Annotated in this window: 14 protein-coding genes and 1 pseudogene; 8 read left to right on the forward strand and 7 right to left on the reverse strand. The window is 68.0% G+C overall.

Annotated elements, in window-relative coordinates; all coding sequences use genetic code 11:
- Positions 1-2: 2 nt before the first annotated feature.
- Positions 3-491, forward strand: coding sequence for a VOC family protein (locus AC1RUS_RS09630; RefSeq protein WP_492915432.1), 489 nt, complete (start codon positions 3-5; stop codon positions 489-491).
- A gap of 36 nt (positions 492-527) precedes the next feature.
- Here the strand turns inward: AC1RUS_RS09630 and AC1RUS_RS09635 are convergent, their stop codons facing one another.
- The 5 genes and pseudogenes from AC1RUS_RS09635 to AC1RUS_RS09655 form a co-directional block, all read right to left on the reverse strand.
- Positions 528-1,568 carry a spore coat protein U domain-containing protein gene (locus AC1RUS_RS09635; RefSeq protein WP_492915434.1) on the reverse strand — a complete coding sequence of 347 codons (1,041 nt, stop codon included), beginning with the start codon at positions 1,566-1,568 and terminating at the stop codon, positions 528-530.
- Between the two features lie 176 nt (positions 1,569-1,744).
- A pseudogene (locus AC1RUS_RS09640) lies at positions 1,745-1,857 on the reverse strand (hypothetical protein); the annotation flags it as partial.
- Positions 1,858-1,874: 17 nt separating this feature from the next.
- Positions 1,875-2,096, reverse strand: coding sequence for an alkylphosphonate utilization protein (locus tag AC1RUS_RS09645; protein WP_492915436.1), 222 nt, complete (start codon positions 2,094-2,096; stop codon positions 1,875-1,877).
- 176 nt (positions 2,097-2,272) lie between these two features.
- Positions 2,273-3,181, reverse strand: coding sequence for a site-specific tyrosine recombinase XerD (locus AC1RUS_RS09650; protein ID WP_492915438.1), 909 nt, complete (start codon positions 3,179-3,181; stop codon positions 2,273-2,275).
- Entirely contained in the window at positions 3,178-4,641 is a 1,464-nt protein-coding gene (locus AC1RUS_RS09655) for a hypothetical protein (protein ID WP_492915440.1), read from the reverse strand. The genes AC1RUS_RS09650 and AC1RUS_RS09655 overlap by 4 nt, the downstream gene beginning before the upstream one ends.
- A 188-nt stretch (positions 4,642-4,829) precedes the next feature.
- On the opposite strand from AC1RUS_RS09655, the gene AC1RUS_RS09660 reads away from it, so the two are divergent.
- From AC1RUS_RS09660 to AC1RUS_RS09690, 7 genes are all read left to right on the forward strand, one after another.
- On the forward strand, positions 4,830-5,399 hold the full coding sequence (locus tag AC1RUS_RS09660) for a shikimate kinase (protein WP_492915442.1): 570 nt from the start codon (positions 4,830-4,832) through the stop codon (positions 5,397-5,399).
- A gap of 11 nt (positions 5,400-5,410) precedes the next feature.
- The gene (gene aroB, locus AC1RUS_RS09665; protein WP_492916274.1) at positions 5,411-6,520 is read left to right on the forward strand and encodes a 3-dehydroquinate synthase; all 1,110 of its coding nucleotides are present in this window, start codon (positions 5,411-5,413) and stop codon (positions 6,518-6,520) included.
- A 405-nt stretch (positions 6,521-6,925) separates the two neighbouring features.
- On the forward strand, positions 6,926-7,318 hold the full coding sequence (locus tag AC1RUS_RS09670; RefSeq protein WP_492915444.1) for a GreA/GreB family elongation factor: 393 nt from the start codon (positions 6,926-6,928) through the stop codon (positions 7,316-7,318).
- A 16-nt stretch (positions 7,319-7,334) separates the two neighbouring features.
- Complete coding sequence (locus AC1RUS_RS09675) at positions 7,335-8,621, forward strand: HlyC/CorC family transporter (protein WP_492915446.1); 1,287 nt, start codon at positions 7,335-7,337, stop codon at positions 8,619-8,621.
- A gap of 87 nt (positions 8,622-8,708) precedes the next feature.
- Complete coding sequence (locus tag AC1RUS_RS09680; protein ID WP_492915447.1) at positions 8,709-10,310, forward strand: HWE histidine kinase domain-containing protein; 1,602 nt, start codon at positions 8,709-8,711, stop codon at positions 10,308-10,310.
- A gap of 2 nt (positions 10,311-10,312) precedes the next feature.
- The gene (locus AC1RUS_RS09685; RefSeq protein ID WP_492915449.1) at positions 10,313-10,690 is read left to right on the forward strand and encodes a response regulator; all 378 of its coding nucleotides are present in this window, start codon (positions 10,313-10,315) and stop codon (positions 10,688-10,690) included.
- Between the two features lie 392 nt (positions 10,691-11,082).
- On the forward strand, positions 11,083-14,313 hold the full coding sequence (locus AC1RUS_RS09690; protein ID WP_492915451.1) for a TonB-dependent receptor domain-containing protein: 3,231 nt from the start codon (positions 11,083-11,085) through the stop codon (positions 14,311-14,313).
- Between the two features lie 88 nt (positions 14,314-14,401).
- Here the strand turns inward: AC1RUS_RS09690 and cdd are convergent, their stop codons facing one another.
- Together cdd and AC1RUS_RS09700 are read right to left on the reverse strand one after the other, a co-directional pair.
- Positions 14,402-14,827, reverse strand: a complete 426-nt coding sequence (cdd, locus tag AC1RUS_RS09695; RefSeq protein ID WP_492915453.1) for a cytidine deaminase — start codon at positions 14,825-14,827, stop codon at positions 14,402-14,404.
- A gap of 109 nt (positions 14,828-14,936) precedes the next feature.
- Positions 14,937-15,209 carry a BolA family protein gene (locus AC1RUS_RS09700; RefSeq protein ID WP_492915455.1) on the reverse strand — a complete coding sequence of 91 codons (273 nt, stop codon included), beginning with the start codon at positions 15,207-15,209 and terminating at the stop codon, positions 14,937-14,939.
- Between the last annotated feature and the right edge of the window lie 48 nt (positions 15,210-15,257).

Consider the following 15,257-nt stretch of genomic DNA (forward strand, 5'->3'; position numbering starts at 1 on the left):
ACATGCCCAGGATCACCTCGTGCCTGTGGTTCGACGATCAGGCGCAAGAGGCCGCCGAGTTCTACGTCTCGATCTTTCCCAACTCGAAGATCACCTCGGTCGAGCGCTATCCGATGGATATCCAGGAGGGCGGCGGCAAGAAGGCCGGCGAGGTGATGACCGTCGTGTTCGAGCTGGACGGCCGGCCGTTCATGGGCCTGAACGGCGGCCCGGTCTTCAAGTTCGACGAGGCGATCTCGTTCGTCATCGACTGCGACGGCCAGGCCGAGGTCGACCGCTATTGGGACGCCCTGCTGGCCGGCGGCGGTCAGGAAAGCGTCTGCGGCTGGCTGAAGGACCGCTTCGGCCTGTCCTGGCAGGTCACGCCCAAGCAGCTGACCGAACTGACCACCGGCCCCGACAAGGCCAAGGCGGCCCGCGTGTTCGCGGCGATGATGAAGATGGTCAAGATCGACGTCGCCGCGTTGCAGGCGGCGGCCGAGGGACGCTGAAACAGGTGCTCCCCCATTGAGGGAGCATCCATGGCCTCACTTCACCAGGAACGGCGCCGAGACCGAGAAGGAGGACTGCTTGGCCATCGCGCCCTGGGGCCGGATGCGCAGATGAGTGATGGCCGCCTGGGAGGCCAGGTTTCCGGCGGTCGGGACATAGGTCCAGGTCGCGCCGCCGTCCGACGAGAAGTCGACGTCGTCGGTGGTGGAGCTCGGGCCGACATAGTTCAGCGTGGTGTTGGAGACCGGTGAGCCTTCGGTCAGCTTGATCGCCGCCCCGCCGGTCGCGCCGTCGCCGTCCAGGGCCAGCACCGCCCCCGAGGGCGTGGGCAGCACCAGGGCCAGGGCGCCGGCGTCCAGCGGCACGATGTCGGGATTGGTCACGCTCAGCGACAGCCGGCGGCGGGCCCCGGGAATGGCCTTGGGCGAACTGGCGGCGTTGACCGGATCCCAGGTGGTGGCGCCGCTCATGACCACGATGATGTTCTGCGGCGAGACGATCAGGCTGACGGTGATCACCGACGTGGCCGTGCCGCTGTCGGGCGTGCCGATGCAGGCGCCCAGCAGGCCGATGCCCGGACAGAGGTTCCAGGTCCAGTCGATGGTGATCTTGTCGGTATAGGTCCCGATCGGCGGCGCCACGCCCGAGGGTTTGACGTAGATCGGCAGGTCGGCGTTGCTCGACCCCAGCAGGCCCAACAGGTTGAGCAGGTTGTTCTGCATGTAGTCGACGCTGGCCCCTTCGGCGAAGGGGACCGTGCCGCCGGGGTCCGCCGAGGCGACATAGGCGATGGTGGTCGCGCCGCTGGACGGCTTGAGCTTCAGGCCGTTCTGGCTGTGGAACTTGCCCTTGATGGCGTTGTTGCTCAGCAGCACCAGCAGGGCGCTGTCGCACATCAGTCCCGCCCGGCTCTGCAGGGCCGGGACGGCGCCGGCCTTCACCGCCGGCGGCGAATAGGTTCCCAGGGTCGTGCTGACGGTGGTGCTGACGGTGCAGGCCTGCGCCTTGCCGAAGACCGCCAGGCACAGGACGGCGGCGAGCACGGCGATCAGGCGCGGGCAGGAGACGGAAACCATGGCCCAGACCTAGCAACCCCGCCGGGCCAACTGCTTAATGGCCGGCCAAAACTAGACTAAGGTCTAGAACGACGCGCGATCTGGCCGCCACCCGCTCGGGGCCGCAGATCCTGACGCTGGCCTGAGGGGGAGCGCGGCGACAAGTCGGGCTCAGCACGCCCCCTCCGTCACGTCGCCTATCGGCGCCGCGCCACCTCCCCGCAAGCGGGGCAGGAGAGTTCTGTTTCCTCCTCCCCTGTGAAACGGGGGAGGTGGCGCGATGCGGATACGCATCGTGACGGAGGGGGCGCGCGGCGCCCTACGCCCTCAAGCCTTCTTGACGAACTCCACCCGCAGGACCAGGCCGCGCACCTTCTCGACATTGGCCTCGATCTCGTCGGTGTCGTCGGTGAGGCGGATGTTCTTGACCAGCGTGCCGCGCTTGAGCGTGACCCCGCCCGAGCCCTTGACCTTCAGGTCCTTGATCAGGGTGACGTTGTCGCCATCGGCCAGGATCGTGCCGTTGCTGTCGCGGGTTTCGTCGGCCATGGGGAAGTCCTTACATTTTCTAGGGGCTTCCTAGAGAGCGCCGCCCGCGGACACAATCCCCGTCGTTCTCTGTCATCCCGGGCGCAGCGAAGCGGAGACCCGGGACCGCAAAAGGCGCCGCGCTTCCGGCGATCCCGGCTCGGCGCGCTCCGCGCTTGGCCGGGATGACAGCGAAATCACTTCCGCCCCAGCGGATGCTTGGTCTTCACCACCTGGGCCAGATGATCCCCCGCCACATGGGTGTAGATCTGGGTGGTGGCGATGTCGGCGTGACCCAGCAGGGTCTGGATGACCCGCAGGTCGGCGCCGCCCTCCAACAGGTGGGTGGCGAAGGCGTGGCGCAGGACGTGGGGGCTGACCTTCTCGCGGTCGATGCCGGCCGCGATGGCGGCGTCTTCCAGCAACTGCGAGACCCGGCGGGCGGTCAGGCGTCCGGAGGCCGAACGCGAGGGGAAGAGCCAGGGGCTCTCCTTGACGCCCTTTGGCAGGAACTGAGGCCTCGCCGCCAGATAGGCCGTCACCGCCGCGCGGGCGGCGTTGTTCATCGGGGCCAGCCGCTCCTTGCCGCCCTTGCCCTTGACGATGACGAAGGCCGGGTCGCGGGCCACCGCCGCCAGCGGCAGGGCCAGAAGCTCGGAGATCCGCAGGCCCGAGGCGTAGAGCAGCTCGATCATACACGCCAGGCGCAGGCCCTGGCCGCCGTCCTTATGGGCCGCCGCCGCGATCAGCCGGTCGACCTCATCGCGCGACAGCACCTTCGGCAACGGCCGGCCGGCCTTGGGCGCGACCACGCGGCGGGAGGGATCGTCCTGCCGCCAGCCCTCGCCCAGCACGAACTTGTAGAACTGCCGCACGGCCGAACGCCGGCGGGCGGCGGTGGCCGGCGACAGGCCGCGCGCGCCGAGGTCCTGGAAATAGGCCTCGATGCTCTCGGCGGGGGCGGTGTCGAGATCCTCGCCGGAACCGACCAGGAAGCCTCGGGCGTCCTCCAGGTCCTTGCCATAGGCGGTCAGGGTGTTGCGGGCCGAGGCGCGCTCGACCGCCATCATCTCCAGGAAGGCGTCGACCCAGCCAGCGGCGCTCATTTGGCGGGCGCGGTCACGGGCAGGGTCAGGGCCAGCAGCCCCTCGATCACCACCGCCCGCGCGTCGGATGTCAGGCCCACGCGATGGAGGCCCTGGGCCAGGCGCGCGCGATCGACGACGGTAGGGCCTGCCGCACCGGACTCAGACGCCGCCGACAGGACCAGCAGCGCCGCCTCGCCCTTGCGGCCGGCCAGAGCGGCGTCGTCCAACAGCGTCAGCCGGGCGGCCGAGGCCGTCGACTTTCCCAGGTCGAAGCTGGCGAACTGTCCGCGTTCCTCAGGCCCCAAGGCGCCGCCCAGTGACGCCAGCAGCAGGGCCGCAGGTTGGGCCGGCGACTTGGCGCCGCCCTGCGCGCCGCGATCGATCAGAAGGCCCAGCACCTGGTTGTCGACCTTGCCCGAGGCGGCGGCGATCAGGGCGTCCAGCAGGGCCAGGTCGGTGGTGGTCGCGCCGGGGATCTGATCCTGCACCAGGCGCGAGCGGATCAGCTGGGCGGTCGGCAAGTCGCCGGCCGCCGCAGCCGCTCGGGCGAACAGCACCGGATCGGTCAGCGGCGCGTCGGCCTTGGCCAGGTTGGCGATCGAGCCGGCCGAGGTCTTGGCCGCGTCGAGGAAGCCGGCCAGCCCCTTGGCCTGGCGCAGGAAGGCCAGGTCCGAGGCCTGCACCGCCGTCAGGTCGGCGCCGGCCAGGGGCGGCGGCGGCGGACCGGGCGGGGTGATCGCCGCCTTCACCGCCGGCGAAGCCGTCGACGCGGCGGCCGACAGGTCCAGGTTCAGCTTGCGCGACAGGGCGTAGTTGATCCCGTTGCGCAGGTTGGCCGCGCCGGGCGGCGTTGCGTTCAGCACCGCCGTCATCAGCCGGGCGTAGTCGGCGTCCTTCGTCTGCTGCTGGGCCAGGGTGAAGGTCAGGTGCGCGGCGTCGTCCTGGCCGGCGCGGACCTGGCAGAAGGCCCGCAGGCGCAGCCAATAGCCGGCCCCACGATCCACGGTCAGGGCCTCGCCGATGCGGCAGGCCTTGTCGTCGTCGCCCTTGATCAGCGCCGCCTCGGCCGCCGCCAGCGACAACGAGGCGTTGCCCGCCAGGCCCGGCGCGCGATCCAGCACCAGGTCGGCGCCCGCCGCCTCGCCCAGGGCCAGCAGCCCCAGGGCCCGGGCCGCGCCGAGGTCGGGATCGTTCCCCACGCCCGTCGGAGCGTTGGCGCCGGTGGCCAGCACCTTGCGCGCCAGCGCGGCGAAGGCCGGCGTGAGCGGCTTGGCCGCGAGCCTGGGCAGGGCGTCGCGGAAGATGTCGGGGGCGGTGTCCTTCCACAGGTTAGGGCCCAGGTCGCTCTGGCCGGCCGGGGTCGAGAACAGGTCCGGCGGGGCCAGGGATTGCACCTGCACCTGGGCCAGGGCCGAGGACGCGACGGTGGTCAGCAGGGCGGCGAGGATCGGCGCGGCGACGCGGCGGCGGGAACGCATGCGGGACATCATCCTTCGGTTATGACGCAAGACCCCGTTCCGGAAAACTCGGGCGGGACGATCCTGCCCAAACCGCCCGCCCCGCGAGCATGAGCGGGGCTTGAAAGGCTTGGAGATTAAGTCGTCCGCGCGCGGGTCAGTGAAACTTGGCGCTAGAGCCAAGCCTGATGTAAACCCGCGTCCGCATCATGACCGACCTGTCCGCTTCCCTGCTTCAGCCCCTGCGCAACCGCACGATCGTGCTGGTGGGGCTTATGGGCGTCGGCAAGTCCAGCGTCGGGCGGCGCCTGGCCCAGGCCCTGGACATGCCGTTCCGCGACGCCGACAACGAGGTCGAGAGCGCCGCCGGCCGCTCGATCCCCGAAATCTTCGCCGAACTGGGCGAGGCCGCCTTCCGCGACGGCGAGCGCCGGGTGATCGCCCGCCTGCTGGAGGAGCCGCCGCACGTGCTGGCCACCGGCGGCGGGGCTTTCGTCAACGACGAGACCCGGTTCCTGATCAACCAGCACGCCGTCTCGGTGTGGCTGAAGGCCGACATCGAGCTTCTGGCCCGCCGCGTGGGCCGCAAGGACAACCGGCCGCTGCTGAAGAACAAGGACCCGTTCGAGGTCCTGACCCAGCTGGCCGAGCTGCGCTATCCGGCCTATTCCCAGGCCCATCTGCACGTTCAGACGGGCGACACGCCGCACGCGGTGGCCATGGACGCGATCATCGCGGCCCTGCGCGCCCGGGCGGACCAGGAGTCCTTCACACCATGACCGGGCATCCCGTGACCAAGACCGTCCCTGTGGGCCTGGGCGATCGCGCCTACGACGTCGTCATCGGCACGGGGCTGATCGACCGCGCCGGCGAGGCCATCGCCCCGCTGCTCAAGCGCAAGCGCACCGCCATCGTCACCGACGCCAATGTCGGCGAGCACCATGGCGAGCGCCTGTCGGTGTCGCTGGAAAAGGCCGGGATCGCGGTCGACATGATCGTCATGCCGCCCGGCGAGGAAACCAAGAGCTTCGAGGGCCTGGCCGACCTGTCCGACCGCCTGCTGGCCCTGGGCCTGGAGCGCGGCGACATGATCGTGGCGTTCGGCGGCGGCGTCGTGGGCGATCTCGCGGGCTTTGCGGCCTCGATCTACAAGCGCGGCATCGACTTCATCCAGATCCCGACCACCCTGCTGGCTCAGGTCGACAGCTCGGTCGGCGGCAAGACCGCCATCGACACCCCGCGCGGCAAAAACCTGATCGGCGCCTTCCACCAGCCACGCCTGGTGCTGGCAGACCTCGACGTGCTGGCCACCCTGCCCGCCCGCGAGCTGGCCTGTGGCTATGCCGAGATCGTCAAGTACGGCCTGCTGGGCGACTTCGCCTTCTTCGAATGGCTGGAGGCCAACGTCGGCGCCGTGCTCGAGCGCGACACCGACGCCCTGGTCCGCGCCGTCGGTCGCAGCGTCGAGATGAAGGCCGAGATCGTCGCCGAGGACGAGAAGGAAGCCGGTCGCCGGGCCCTGCTGAACCTGGGCCACACGTTCGGCCACGCCATCGAGGCCGAGATGGGCTTTGGCGACGCGCTCAAGCACGGCGAGGCCGTCGGGGTCGGCATGGCGCAGGCTTTCCGGTTCTCGGCCTGCCAGGGCCTGTGCTCCAGCCAGGACGCCGTCCGCGCCGAAGCCGCCATCAAGGCCGCCGGCCTGCCGACCCGTCTGAGCGACGTGCGCCTCGAACCCTTCGCCGCCGACGCCCTGGTCGCCCACTGCGGCCAGGACAAGAAGGCGCAGGGCGGGACCCTGACCTTCGTGCTGGTGCGCGGCATCGGCGACGCCTTCGTGGCCAAGGACGTGGATCGCGCGGCGCTGCGGGCGTTCCTGGTCGAGGAAGGGGCGGTCTAGAGCAACCGTCCGAGACGCCGACCTCGCCCTTCGACAGGCTCAGGGTGAGGTCCAACACTAGCCTTTCAGTCGGAAACCTCATCTTGAGCTTGTCGAAGGACGAAGCTTCCGCAGGCCCGCCATTTGACATTCGCCAACCGCTTCCCCATCTACGCTTCACCAGAGGCGCACAAGACGCCGCTGGACGCCTGAACGCAGGCCTCTAGACCCCGCGCCGATCAAGCCTGGGGCGACGTTGAAAATCCCCGGAACAGCTCTTTTCCAAGACAGTCCTCCAGGGCCTTCCCCAAGAGATCCGCGTCCGACGACGCTCGCGCCCCAAGGCGCGTCCCATCGAGCCCCCGCATGCCGCCTCGTTATCTAAGGCCGCCGGAAGAGGCTCAAATTCCCCCAAGAAAGCTATCCATGACTACCCATACCCAGACCCTGCCCACCATCTATGTGACCGAGGCCGACCACGAGATCCTGTCCAACCTGGCCGAGGCGGTCGCCGACCGCGCCGCGGGCAGCCGCGTGCTGGCCGGCGAGATGGCCCGCGCCGTGATCGTCGAACCCGGCGAGGCGCCCTGCCCGTTCGCGGGCGTCGGCTCGACTGTCCGGTTCCAGGACCTGACCAGCGGCCAGACCCGCACCGTGCGCCTGAGCCTGCCGCGCGACGCCAGCATCGACGACGCCCGCATCTCGGTGCTGACGCCCGTCGGCGCGGCCCTGATCGGCATGACCGCCGGCGAGACCTTCCACTGGACCGACAATGACGGCCGCGCCCGCGGCGTGCGGGTCTTGTCCCTGCAAGCCTAGGGTCTAGAACGGGGGCATGATCGCCGCCCTCCTAGGCCTTGCCCCCATCGTCATCGCCCTGCTGACCCTGTCGGCGCTGTTCTCGGCCGCCGAGACCTCGTTGACCGGGGCCAGCCGCGCGCGGATGCACCAGCTGGAGCGCGACGGCGACAAGCCGGCCAAGCGGGTCAACCAGCTGCTGTCCGACCAGGAGACGATGATCGGGGCGGTGCTGCTGGGCAACAACCTGATCAACATCCTGGCCTCCGCCCTGACGACCCAGGTGCTGACCGCCGCCATCCCCGGCCCCTGGGGCGTCGCCGTCGCCACGGCGGTGATGACCGTGCTGGTGCTGGTCTTCGCCGAGGTGCTGCCCAAGACCCTGGCGATCCTGAAGTCCGACGACGTGGCGCGGTTCCTGTCGGGCCCCACCCTGCTGGTGGTGCGCCTCTTCGGTCCGATCATCTACGCCATCCAGTGGATCGTCCGGCGCACCCTGCGGCTGTTCGGCGTCAAGCTGGACATGGCCGTCGACGTGCTGGCCGCCCACGAGGAGATCCGCGGCGCGGTCGAGTACCACCACTCCGAAGGCCTGGTCGAAAGCGGCGACCGGCGGATGCTGGGCGGCGTGCTGGACCTGTCGGACATGGACGTCTCGGACATCATGGTCCACCGCAAGTCGATGGTGGTGCTGGACGTCGACCTGCCGCCCCGCGACCTGGTGGCCGAGGCGCTGGAGGCCCAGCACACCCGCATCCCGCTCTATCGCGACGAGCCCGACAACATCATCGGCGTGCTGCACGCTCGCGACCTGCTGCGGGCCCTGGCGGAGTCGGAGGGCGGCATCGAGGCCCTGGACGTCGCCGCCATCCTGCGCGAGCCGTGGTTCATCCCCGACACCACCAATCTCAAGGACCAGCTCAACGCCTTCCTCAAGCGCAAGAGCCACTTCGCCCTGGTCGTCGACGAGTACGGCGCCCTGCAGGGGCTGGTGACCCTGGAGGACATCCTCGAGGAGATCGTCGGCGAGATCGACGACGAGCACGACACCAGTGTCGACGGCGTGCGCCGCCAGACCGACGGCTCGGTCAATGTCGACGGCGACGTGACCGTGCGCGACCTCAACCGCGCCATGGACTGGGACCTGCCGGAAGACGAGGCGGTGACCATCGCCGGCCTGGTGATCCACGAAGCCCAGACCATTCCCGAGCCGGGCCAGACCTTCATCTTCCACCAACACCGCTTCCAAGTGCTCCGTCGGCAGAGGAACCAGGTGACGGCGTTGCGGATCAGCGCCAAGTTGGATGAAGGGACAAGTTTGTAGAATCGTTCCTGAAACGCTTGGGAACCAAAGCGCCCAAGCTTCGTTAAACGCGCTTGCCGGCCACGGGGGGCCGGTCGGGAGGGCTTGTTGGGCAACCTTGCAGAGACCGAGGTTCGCGCCGAAGAGGACGCACTTGAACGCCGGCTCGCCAGGATCCAGGCCGAGCTGTGCGACGAGATCAACCGGTCCAAGACCCTCAGCCGTATCGCCGAGGCCGTGGCGGCCGCCGGCGGCATCGACGAGGTGGTGCAGGTGGTGGTGGACGGCGCGCGCGAACTGACGGGCGCGGCGTTCGGAGCCTTTTTCTACAACCAGGTCGATCCCGACGGCGAAAGCTATTCGCTCTACACCCTGTCGGGCGCGCCGACCTCGGCCTTCGCCAACTATCCCATGCCCCGCAAGACCGCGATCTTCGCGCCCACCTTCGACGGCGTGGGGCCGGTGCGGTCGGACGACATCACCAACGATCCGCGCTATGGCGGCAGCGCGCCCCATCACGGCATGCCCAGCGGTCACCTGCCCGTGCGCAGCTACCTGGCCACGCCGGTGGTCACCCGCCAGGGCGAGGTGATGGGCGGGCTGTTCCTGGGCCATCCCGAACCCGGACGCTTCTCGGCCCGCGCCGAGACCGTGCTGGTGGGCCTGGCGGCCCAGGTGGCCGTGACCATCGAGTCGCTGCGCGCCAAGGAGGACGCCCTGCGCGAGCTGGCCTATCGCCGCCAGACCGAGGAACGCCTGAAGTTCGCGCTCGACAGCGGCCGGCTGGGCTCCTGGGAGCTCGACGTCGCCAGCCGCGCCTACGACGCCTCGGACATCTGCAAGTCCAACTACGGCCGGCGGCCGGACGAGAGTTTCGGCTTCGACGACCTGGTCGGCTCGATCCACGCCGAGGACCGGCCGCGGATGATCGACGCCATCGAGACGGCGATCCGCGACGGCTCCAACTACGACATCGAATACCGCACGACCACGCCGGCCGGCGAGACGCGCTGGGTCCACGCCCGCGGCCGCGCCGCCCAGACCAGCGACGAGGGCGGCGTGCGGCGCATGGCCGGCGTCTCGCTGGACGTCACCGAGCGCAAGGTGGCCGAGGAGCGCCAGCGCCTGCTGCTCAACGAGCTGAACCACAGGGTCAAGAACAGCCTGGCGGCCGTGCAGTCGATCGCCGCCCAGACCCTGCGCACCAGCCTGTCGCCGGAACAGTTCCAGGAAGCCTTCGAGTCGCGGATCATGGCCCTGTCCAAGACCCACGACCTGCTGACCAAGGAAAACTGGGAGAGCGCCGGCCTGCGCGAGGTGCTCGACGTCGAGCTGATGGCCCTGGGCGGCGACGACCGGGTGCGCTTCGATTACGTCCAGGATCTCCGTCTCAGCCCCAAGGCGGTGGTCGCCATCGGCATGGCGATCCACGAACTGGCCACCAACGCCGCCAAGTACGGCGCCTTTTCCGTTCCCGAGGGCCAGCTGAAGGTCGAATGGCGCGTCGAGCACGCCCCGACACCGATGCTGCGCCTCGTCTGGACGGAAAGCGGCGGCCCGCCGGTCTCTCCTCCCACCCACCTGGGCTTCGGCGCCAGATTGTTGGAGAAAGGTCTCGCCGGCGAACTGTCGGGAGACGTCGTCTTAACTTATGATAGCCTCGGACTGATCTGCCGCATGGGGCTTCCGATGCGAGCCCTGGAGCCTTGAACATGAGCAGCCTCTCCAATCTGAAAGTCCTGGTCGTCGAAGACGAAGCCCTGGTCTCCATGCTCGTCGAGGACATGCTCAGCGATCTGGGCTGTGTCGTCGTCGGTCCCGCCGCCGAGATCGAGGAAGCCCTGCGGCTGGCTCACGACGCCGAGATCGACGCGGCCCTGCTGGACGTCAATCTGGGCGGCCGCCCGATCTTCCCGGTCGCCGACTCGCTGAAGGCCCGGGGCGTGCCCTTCGCCTTCGCCAGCGGCTATGGCGAAGCGGGCCTGTCGGAAAGCCATCGCGGGGCCCTGGTCCTGCAGAAACCCTTCCGCGAGGCGGACTTGCGCCGGGTGCTCGAAGAGCTGGCGCGCCAGAAGTCGCTCGCAAGCTAGGCGCCGCCTGCCCGTTTTCAGGCGCCGCCGGATTGCCGACCGCAATCCGGAGACACATTAAACGGGCCTTAATCCCGAGAAAATTCGCCAATTTTCCCGCGCTAGGGGCTCCCGTTCGGCGAGCGACGTTCGGCGTCAGGCAAGAATCTCCCCCAAAACGCCGGCCATAGGGGGCGGCGTGGCGGCCCAATTGAGGCATGATCTTGCCCCACGGCCGGAGAGCGGCCCAAATCGTGACTTTTTTGTAACTCTCAGCCACCATCACGGCACATTTCCGCCTTGTTCGGTTTTTGTGACAGCCGAAATCGCTAACGTTGCATCCGAGGAACAAGACCTCCGCCCCAGTGCAATTCGCGCCCTGGGGCGTCTTTAGTTTTGAGGACAACGGACACATGGCGTTGAAAACCAAGGTTCTGCTCGCGACGACGATGCTGGGGAGCATCGCCCTGCTCGCCCCGACTGTAACCCTGGCGCAAACGGCTCCGGCCGCGGCTACCGACGACGCGACTGTCGAAGAAGTCGTCGTCACCGGTTCGCGCATCCGCCGCGACCCCACCAATGCCCCCACCCCGCTGATCCAGGTTTCGCGCGACGACGTCGTGTCGACCGGTCAAGCCAGCGTCATCGACGTCCTGGCCGACATCCCCGCCCTGTCGGGTTCGATCGTCCCGGAAGACACCACCGGCTCGGGCCTGAACGACGGCGGCCTGTCGCTGCTGAACCTGCGCGACCTGGGCACCGCCCGCACCCTGACCCTGGTCGACGGCCGTCGCCACGTCGGTTCGTCCTCGGGCGGCCTGTCGGTCGACGTCGACACCATCCCGCGCCTGCTGATCCAGAACGTTGAAGTCATCACCGGCGCCAACTCGGCCCAGTACGGCGCCGACGCCGTCTCGGGCGTGGTCAACTTCATCCTGCGTCGCGACTTCGACGGTCTGGAAATCGACGGCACCGTCGCCCAGATCAACAAGAGCGCCAAGGTCGGCGGCGACCTGAACCGCCGCCTGTCGGTCCTGGCCGGCAAGAACTTCTTCGACGGCAAGCTGAACGTCTACGGTTCGGCCGAGTACGAAAAGAACGACGAAGTCCTCGACAGCGAGATGCACTGGCGTCGTGACGCCTACGCGCTGCTGGCCGTCGACTACGATCCCGCGGCCGCCAACAACGACGGCGTCTACGACAGCGTGCTCTACAAGGACGTCCGCAACATCTCGCGTTCGCGCGGCGGCACCCTGACCCTGTCCAGCGACATCCGTCCGGACGCCAGCCGCAACATCCCGCTGGCCGCCTGCGTCGCCGGCGCCAACGTCGCGATCAACGCCAACTGCATCACGCCGGAACCGGGTTTCACCTACCAGTTCGACGAGAACGGCAAGGCGCGCCTGGCCAACTTCGGCACCGTCCGCAACAACGTTGGCCGCTCGCGCGTCAACAACGTCGGCGGCGACGGCCTGAACATCAACACCGAGTTCAGCCAGTTCAGCCGTCTGCCGGAATCCGAGAACAAGCGCTTCCAAGGCGGCGTGAACTTCAACCTCACCGAAAACCTGCAGCTGTTCGGTGAAGGCAAGTTCATCAAGGAAACCACCTACGACGAAAGCCAGCAGACGTTCTTCGACATCGGCATCGTCAACCTATCGCCGACCCAGAACGGCGTGCTGACCAGCACCTCGGCCTTCAACATCGGCCTGGACAACGCCTATCTCGACTCGACCGTCCGCAACGCCATCCTCACCAACATGCGTCCGATCTACAACGCCGCCGGCGTTCAGACCGGCAGCGTGCTGGACCAACGCGCCCGCATCAGCATCTTCGGCCCGAGCCGCAGCCAGCTGAACAAGAAGGAGCTGACCCGCTTCGTGGTCGGCGCCCGTGGCGGCCTGGACGAGTTTGCGTTCGTCAAGAACCTGAGCTACGAGCTGAGCTACACCCAAGGCGAATACGACAACGTCAACTACGAGCGTGGCGTCGACGTCATCCGCTTCAAGCACTCGGTCGACGCCGTCGTCGACACCGCGGGCATCGTCAACGGCAAGCCGGGCGAAGTCGTCTGCCGCGTGAAGCTGCTGGCCGCCAACGGCACCCCGATCGCCGACCAGTATCGCGGCGGCAACTACACCCCGGGCACCGCGGCCTACAAGGAAGTCAGCGAATGCGCCCCCTCGCGCGTGTTCGGTGAAGGCGGCTTCAACGCGGCCGCCTCCAAGTACTTCGGCGCCGAAATCAACGTGAAGAACCACAACAAGCAGGAAGACGCCCTCGGCTACGTCTCCGGCGAACTGTGGGACTTCTGGGGCGCCGGCCGCATCGGCCTGGCCGTCGGCGCGGAATGGCGTCGTGAAGAAACCTCGACCATCGGCCGCTCGGCCTCGACGGGCGACCGCTACCTGTTCCTGAACACCGGCGGCGACCTCCCGGGCGCGTCGTACGAGACCAAGGAATACTTCGGCGAAGCCCGCCTGCCGCTGCTGAAGAACGTGTTCCTGGCCAAGTCGCTGGAAGTCGGCGCTGCGTTCCGCAGCTCGGACTACACGACCGTCGGCAAGACCGACACGTACAACTTCAACGCCTCGTGGCGTCCGATCCAGGACATCCTGTTCCGCGCCACCGCGGGTAAGGCCGTCCGCGTTCCGTCGCTGGCCGAGAACTTCAACCCGGCGTCGCAGACCTTCGTGTCGATCACCGATCCCTGCTCGGACACGGTCATCCAGGCCACGACCGACAGCAAGATCAAGGCGAACCGGATCAAGAACTGCCAGGCTCTGGGCATCCCGACCGGCACCGTGATCACCTACACCAGCACGGTCGCCGGCAAGAACTCGGGCAACCCCTTCCTGAAGCCCGAGCGTTCGTTCAGCTCGACCTTCTCGATGATCCTGACCCCGCGCTTCTGGCCGAACTCGACCTTCGTCGTCGACTACTATGAAATCGACATCAAGGACGTGATCGCGGCGGTTTCCGCCCAGGTCGCGGCGAACCAGTGCGTCGCTGGCGACACGCTGAACACCGCCATCTGCGCCACCCTGACCCGCACCGGCGCCGCCGGCCAAGGCACCACGCCCGGCTACGGCATCGTCGACTTCATCCAGGGCTCGGTGAACTACGCCCGCACGATGAACCGCGGCATCGACTTCCAGTACATCTACAAGACCGACTTCGAGACCCTGACGGGCCTGGACTGGGGTCGCCTGGACTACCACCTGGGCGGCACGTACCTGTTCGAGCAACACGACTTCACGAACATCTCGAACCCGAACGAGCACACCGACTACGAAACCACGCAAGGCCTGCCGCGCCTCCGCTTCAGCTCCAAGCTGAACTGGACGGTCAACGACAAGCTCTCGCTGCAGTGGGCGGTGGACTGGCAGTCGTCGCAAGAAATCGTCGACCCGGACACCCTGGGCGGCAACAACGACATCTACGATCCGAAGTACTACACGACGGGTTCCTTCACGCAGCACGACTTCACCGTGAAGTACAGCCCGCGCGAAGACATCACCCTGCGTGGCGGCGTCGTGAATGCGTTCGACGCGACCCCGGCTCCGTGGCTGGGCAACACCAGCTCGGACAACTTCGACCTGTTCGGTCGCCGCTTCTTCATCGGCTTCAACTATAAGATGTAAGCCGACGCAGAGCGTCAGATATGGGAAAGGGGCGGTCTTCGGACCGCCCCTTTTTCTTTGGGTTCAGCGCTGAAGGAAAAGCGACCGGCTAGTCCAGGTCCCGGGGCCCGAAGCTTTCCGGCAGCAGGCTCCAGAACGGCGTGCGGCGAGTGGCGACGCCGTCCTGCACAGAGACGATCTCGCAGGCGTCGGAGGCGAATTCGGCGATGCGCTGGCGGCAGGCGCCGCAGGGCTGGACCACGGCGTTGGAGCCGGCCGCGATCAGCACCTTGTCGATGCGCCGCGAGCCGGCCGTGACCATGGCCCCGATCGCCGTCTGCTCGGCGCAGGTGCCCGACGGATAGGCGGCGTTCTCGACATTGACGCCCAGGTGCACGGTTCCGTTCTCGTCGATCACGGCGGCGGCGACGGTGAAGTTCGAATAGCGCGCATAGGAGCGCTTCAGCAGCGCCGGCAGATCGGCGGCCGCCAGGGATTCGACCAGTTCATGGGTGGTGGTGGTGTCGGCGCTCATGCCATCCTCGCTGCTTCAGGGCCAGAAAGGCCCCGCCGACGAGATCGCGCCGGGGAGAGAGGCAATCAGTCGCGGGGCCGGCTTGCAAGCCCCATCGACGTCGAAAGGCTCAGCTTTCGCCGGGCGCCGTGGCGATGATCGAAAGGGCGTGGACGGGGCCCGCCAGCTCGTCGGCCAGCACCTTGTGGACCATGCGCTGGCGCATCACCCGGGCCTTGCCCGCAAAGGCTTGCGCCTCGATCACCAGGTTGAAGTGGCTCTCGCCCGCGCCGGTGTGACCCGCGTGACCGTGGTGACGGTCGCTGTCGTCCTTGAGGTCCAGCTTCGAAGGCTGGAAAGCGGCTTCGAGCTTGCTTTTGATCGTGTCGGATACGGCGCCCATGCCCCTCTCTCGCATGTCAATCCTTGAACGGAAATAGCTCCGGCTTAC

It is taken from the genome of Caulobacter sp. GW821-FHT10F06, assembly GCF_058809215.1.

Bases quoted from the DNA above. Each gene is read 5' to 3' on its own strand.
- AC1RUS_RS09650 (WP_492915438.1), bottom strand. From the start codon at position 3,181: ATGAGCGCCGCTGGCTGGGTCGACGCCTTCCTGGAGATGATGGCGGTC.
- AC1RUS_RS09670 (WP_492915444.1), top strand. From the start codon at position 6,926: ATGACTACCCATACCCAGACCCTGCCCACCATCTATGTGACCGAGGCC.
- AC1RUS_RS09690 (WP_492915451.1), top strand. From the start codon at position 11,083: ATGGCGTTGAAAACCAAGGTTCTGCTCGCGACGACGATGCTGGGGAGC.
- cdd (WP_492915453.1), bottom strand. From the start codon at position 14,827: ATGAGCGCCGACACCACCACCACCCATGAACTGGTCGAATCCCTGGCG.
- AC1RUS_RS09630 (WP_492915432.1), top strand. From the start codon at position 3: ATGCCCAGGATCACCTCGTGCCTGTGGTTCGACGATCAGGCGCAAGAG.
- AC1RUS_RS09685 (WP_492915449.1), top strand. From the start codon at position 10,313: ATGAGCAGCCTCTCCAATCTGAAAGTCCTGGTCGTCGAAGACGAAGCC.
- AC1RUS_RS09675 (WP_492915446.1), top strand. From the start codon at position 7,335: ATGATCGCCGCCCTCCTAGGCCTTGCCCCCATCGTCATCGCCCTGCTG.
- AC1RUS_RS09700 (WP_492915455.1), bottom strand. From the start codon at position 15,209: ATGGGCGCCGTATCCGACACGATCAAAAGCAAGCTCGAAGCCGCTTTC.
- AC1RUS_RS09645 (WP_492915436.1), bottom strand. From the start codon at position 2,096: ATGGCCGACGAAACCCGCGACAGCAACGGCACGATCCTGGCCGATGGC.
- AC1RUS_RS09655 (WP_492915440.1), bottom strand. From the start codon at position 4,641: ATGCGTTCCCGCCGCCGCGTCGCCGCGCCGATCCTCGCCGCCCTGCTG.
- AC1RUS_RS09660 (WP_492915442.1), top strand. From the start codon at position 4,830: ATGACCGACCTGTCCGCTTCCCTGCTTCAGCCCCTGCGCAACCGCACG.
- AC1RUS_RS09635 (WP_492915434.1), bottom strand. From the start codon at position 1,568: ATGGTTTCCGTCTCCTGCCCGCGCCTGATCGCCGTGCTCGCCGCCGTC.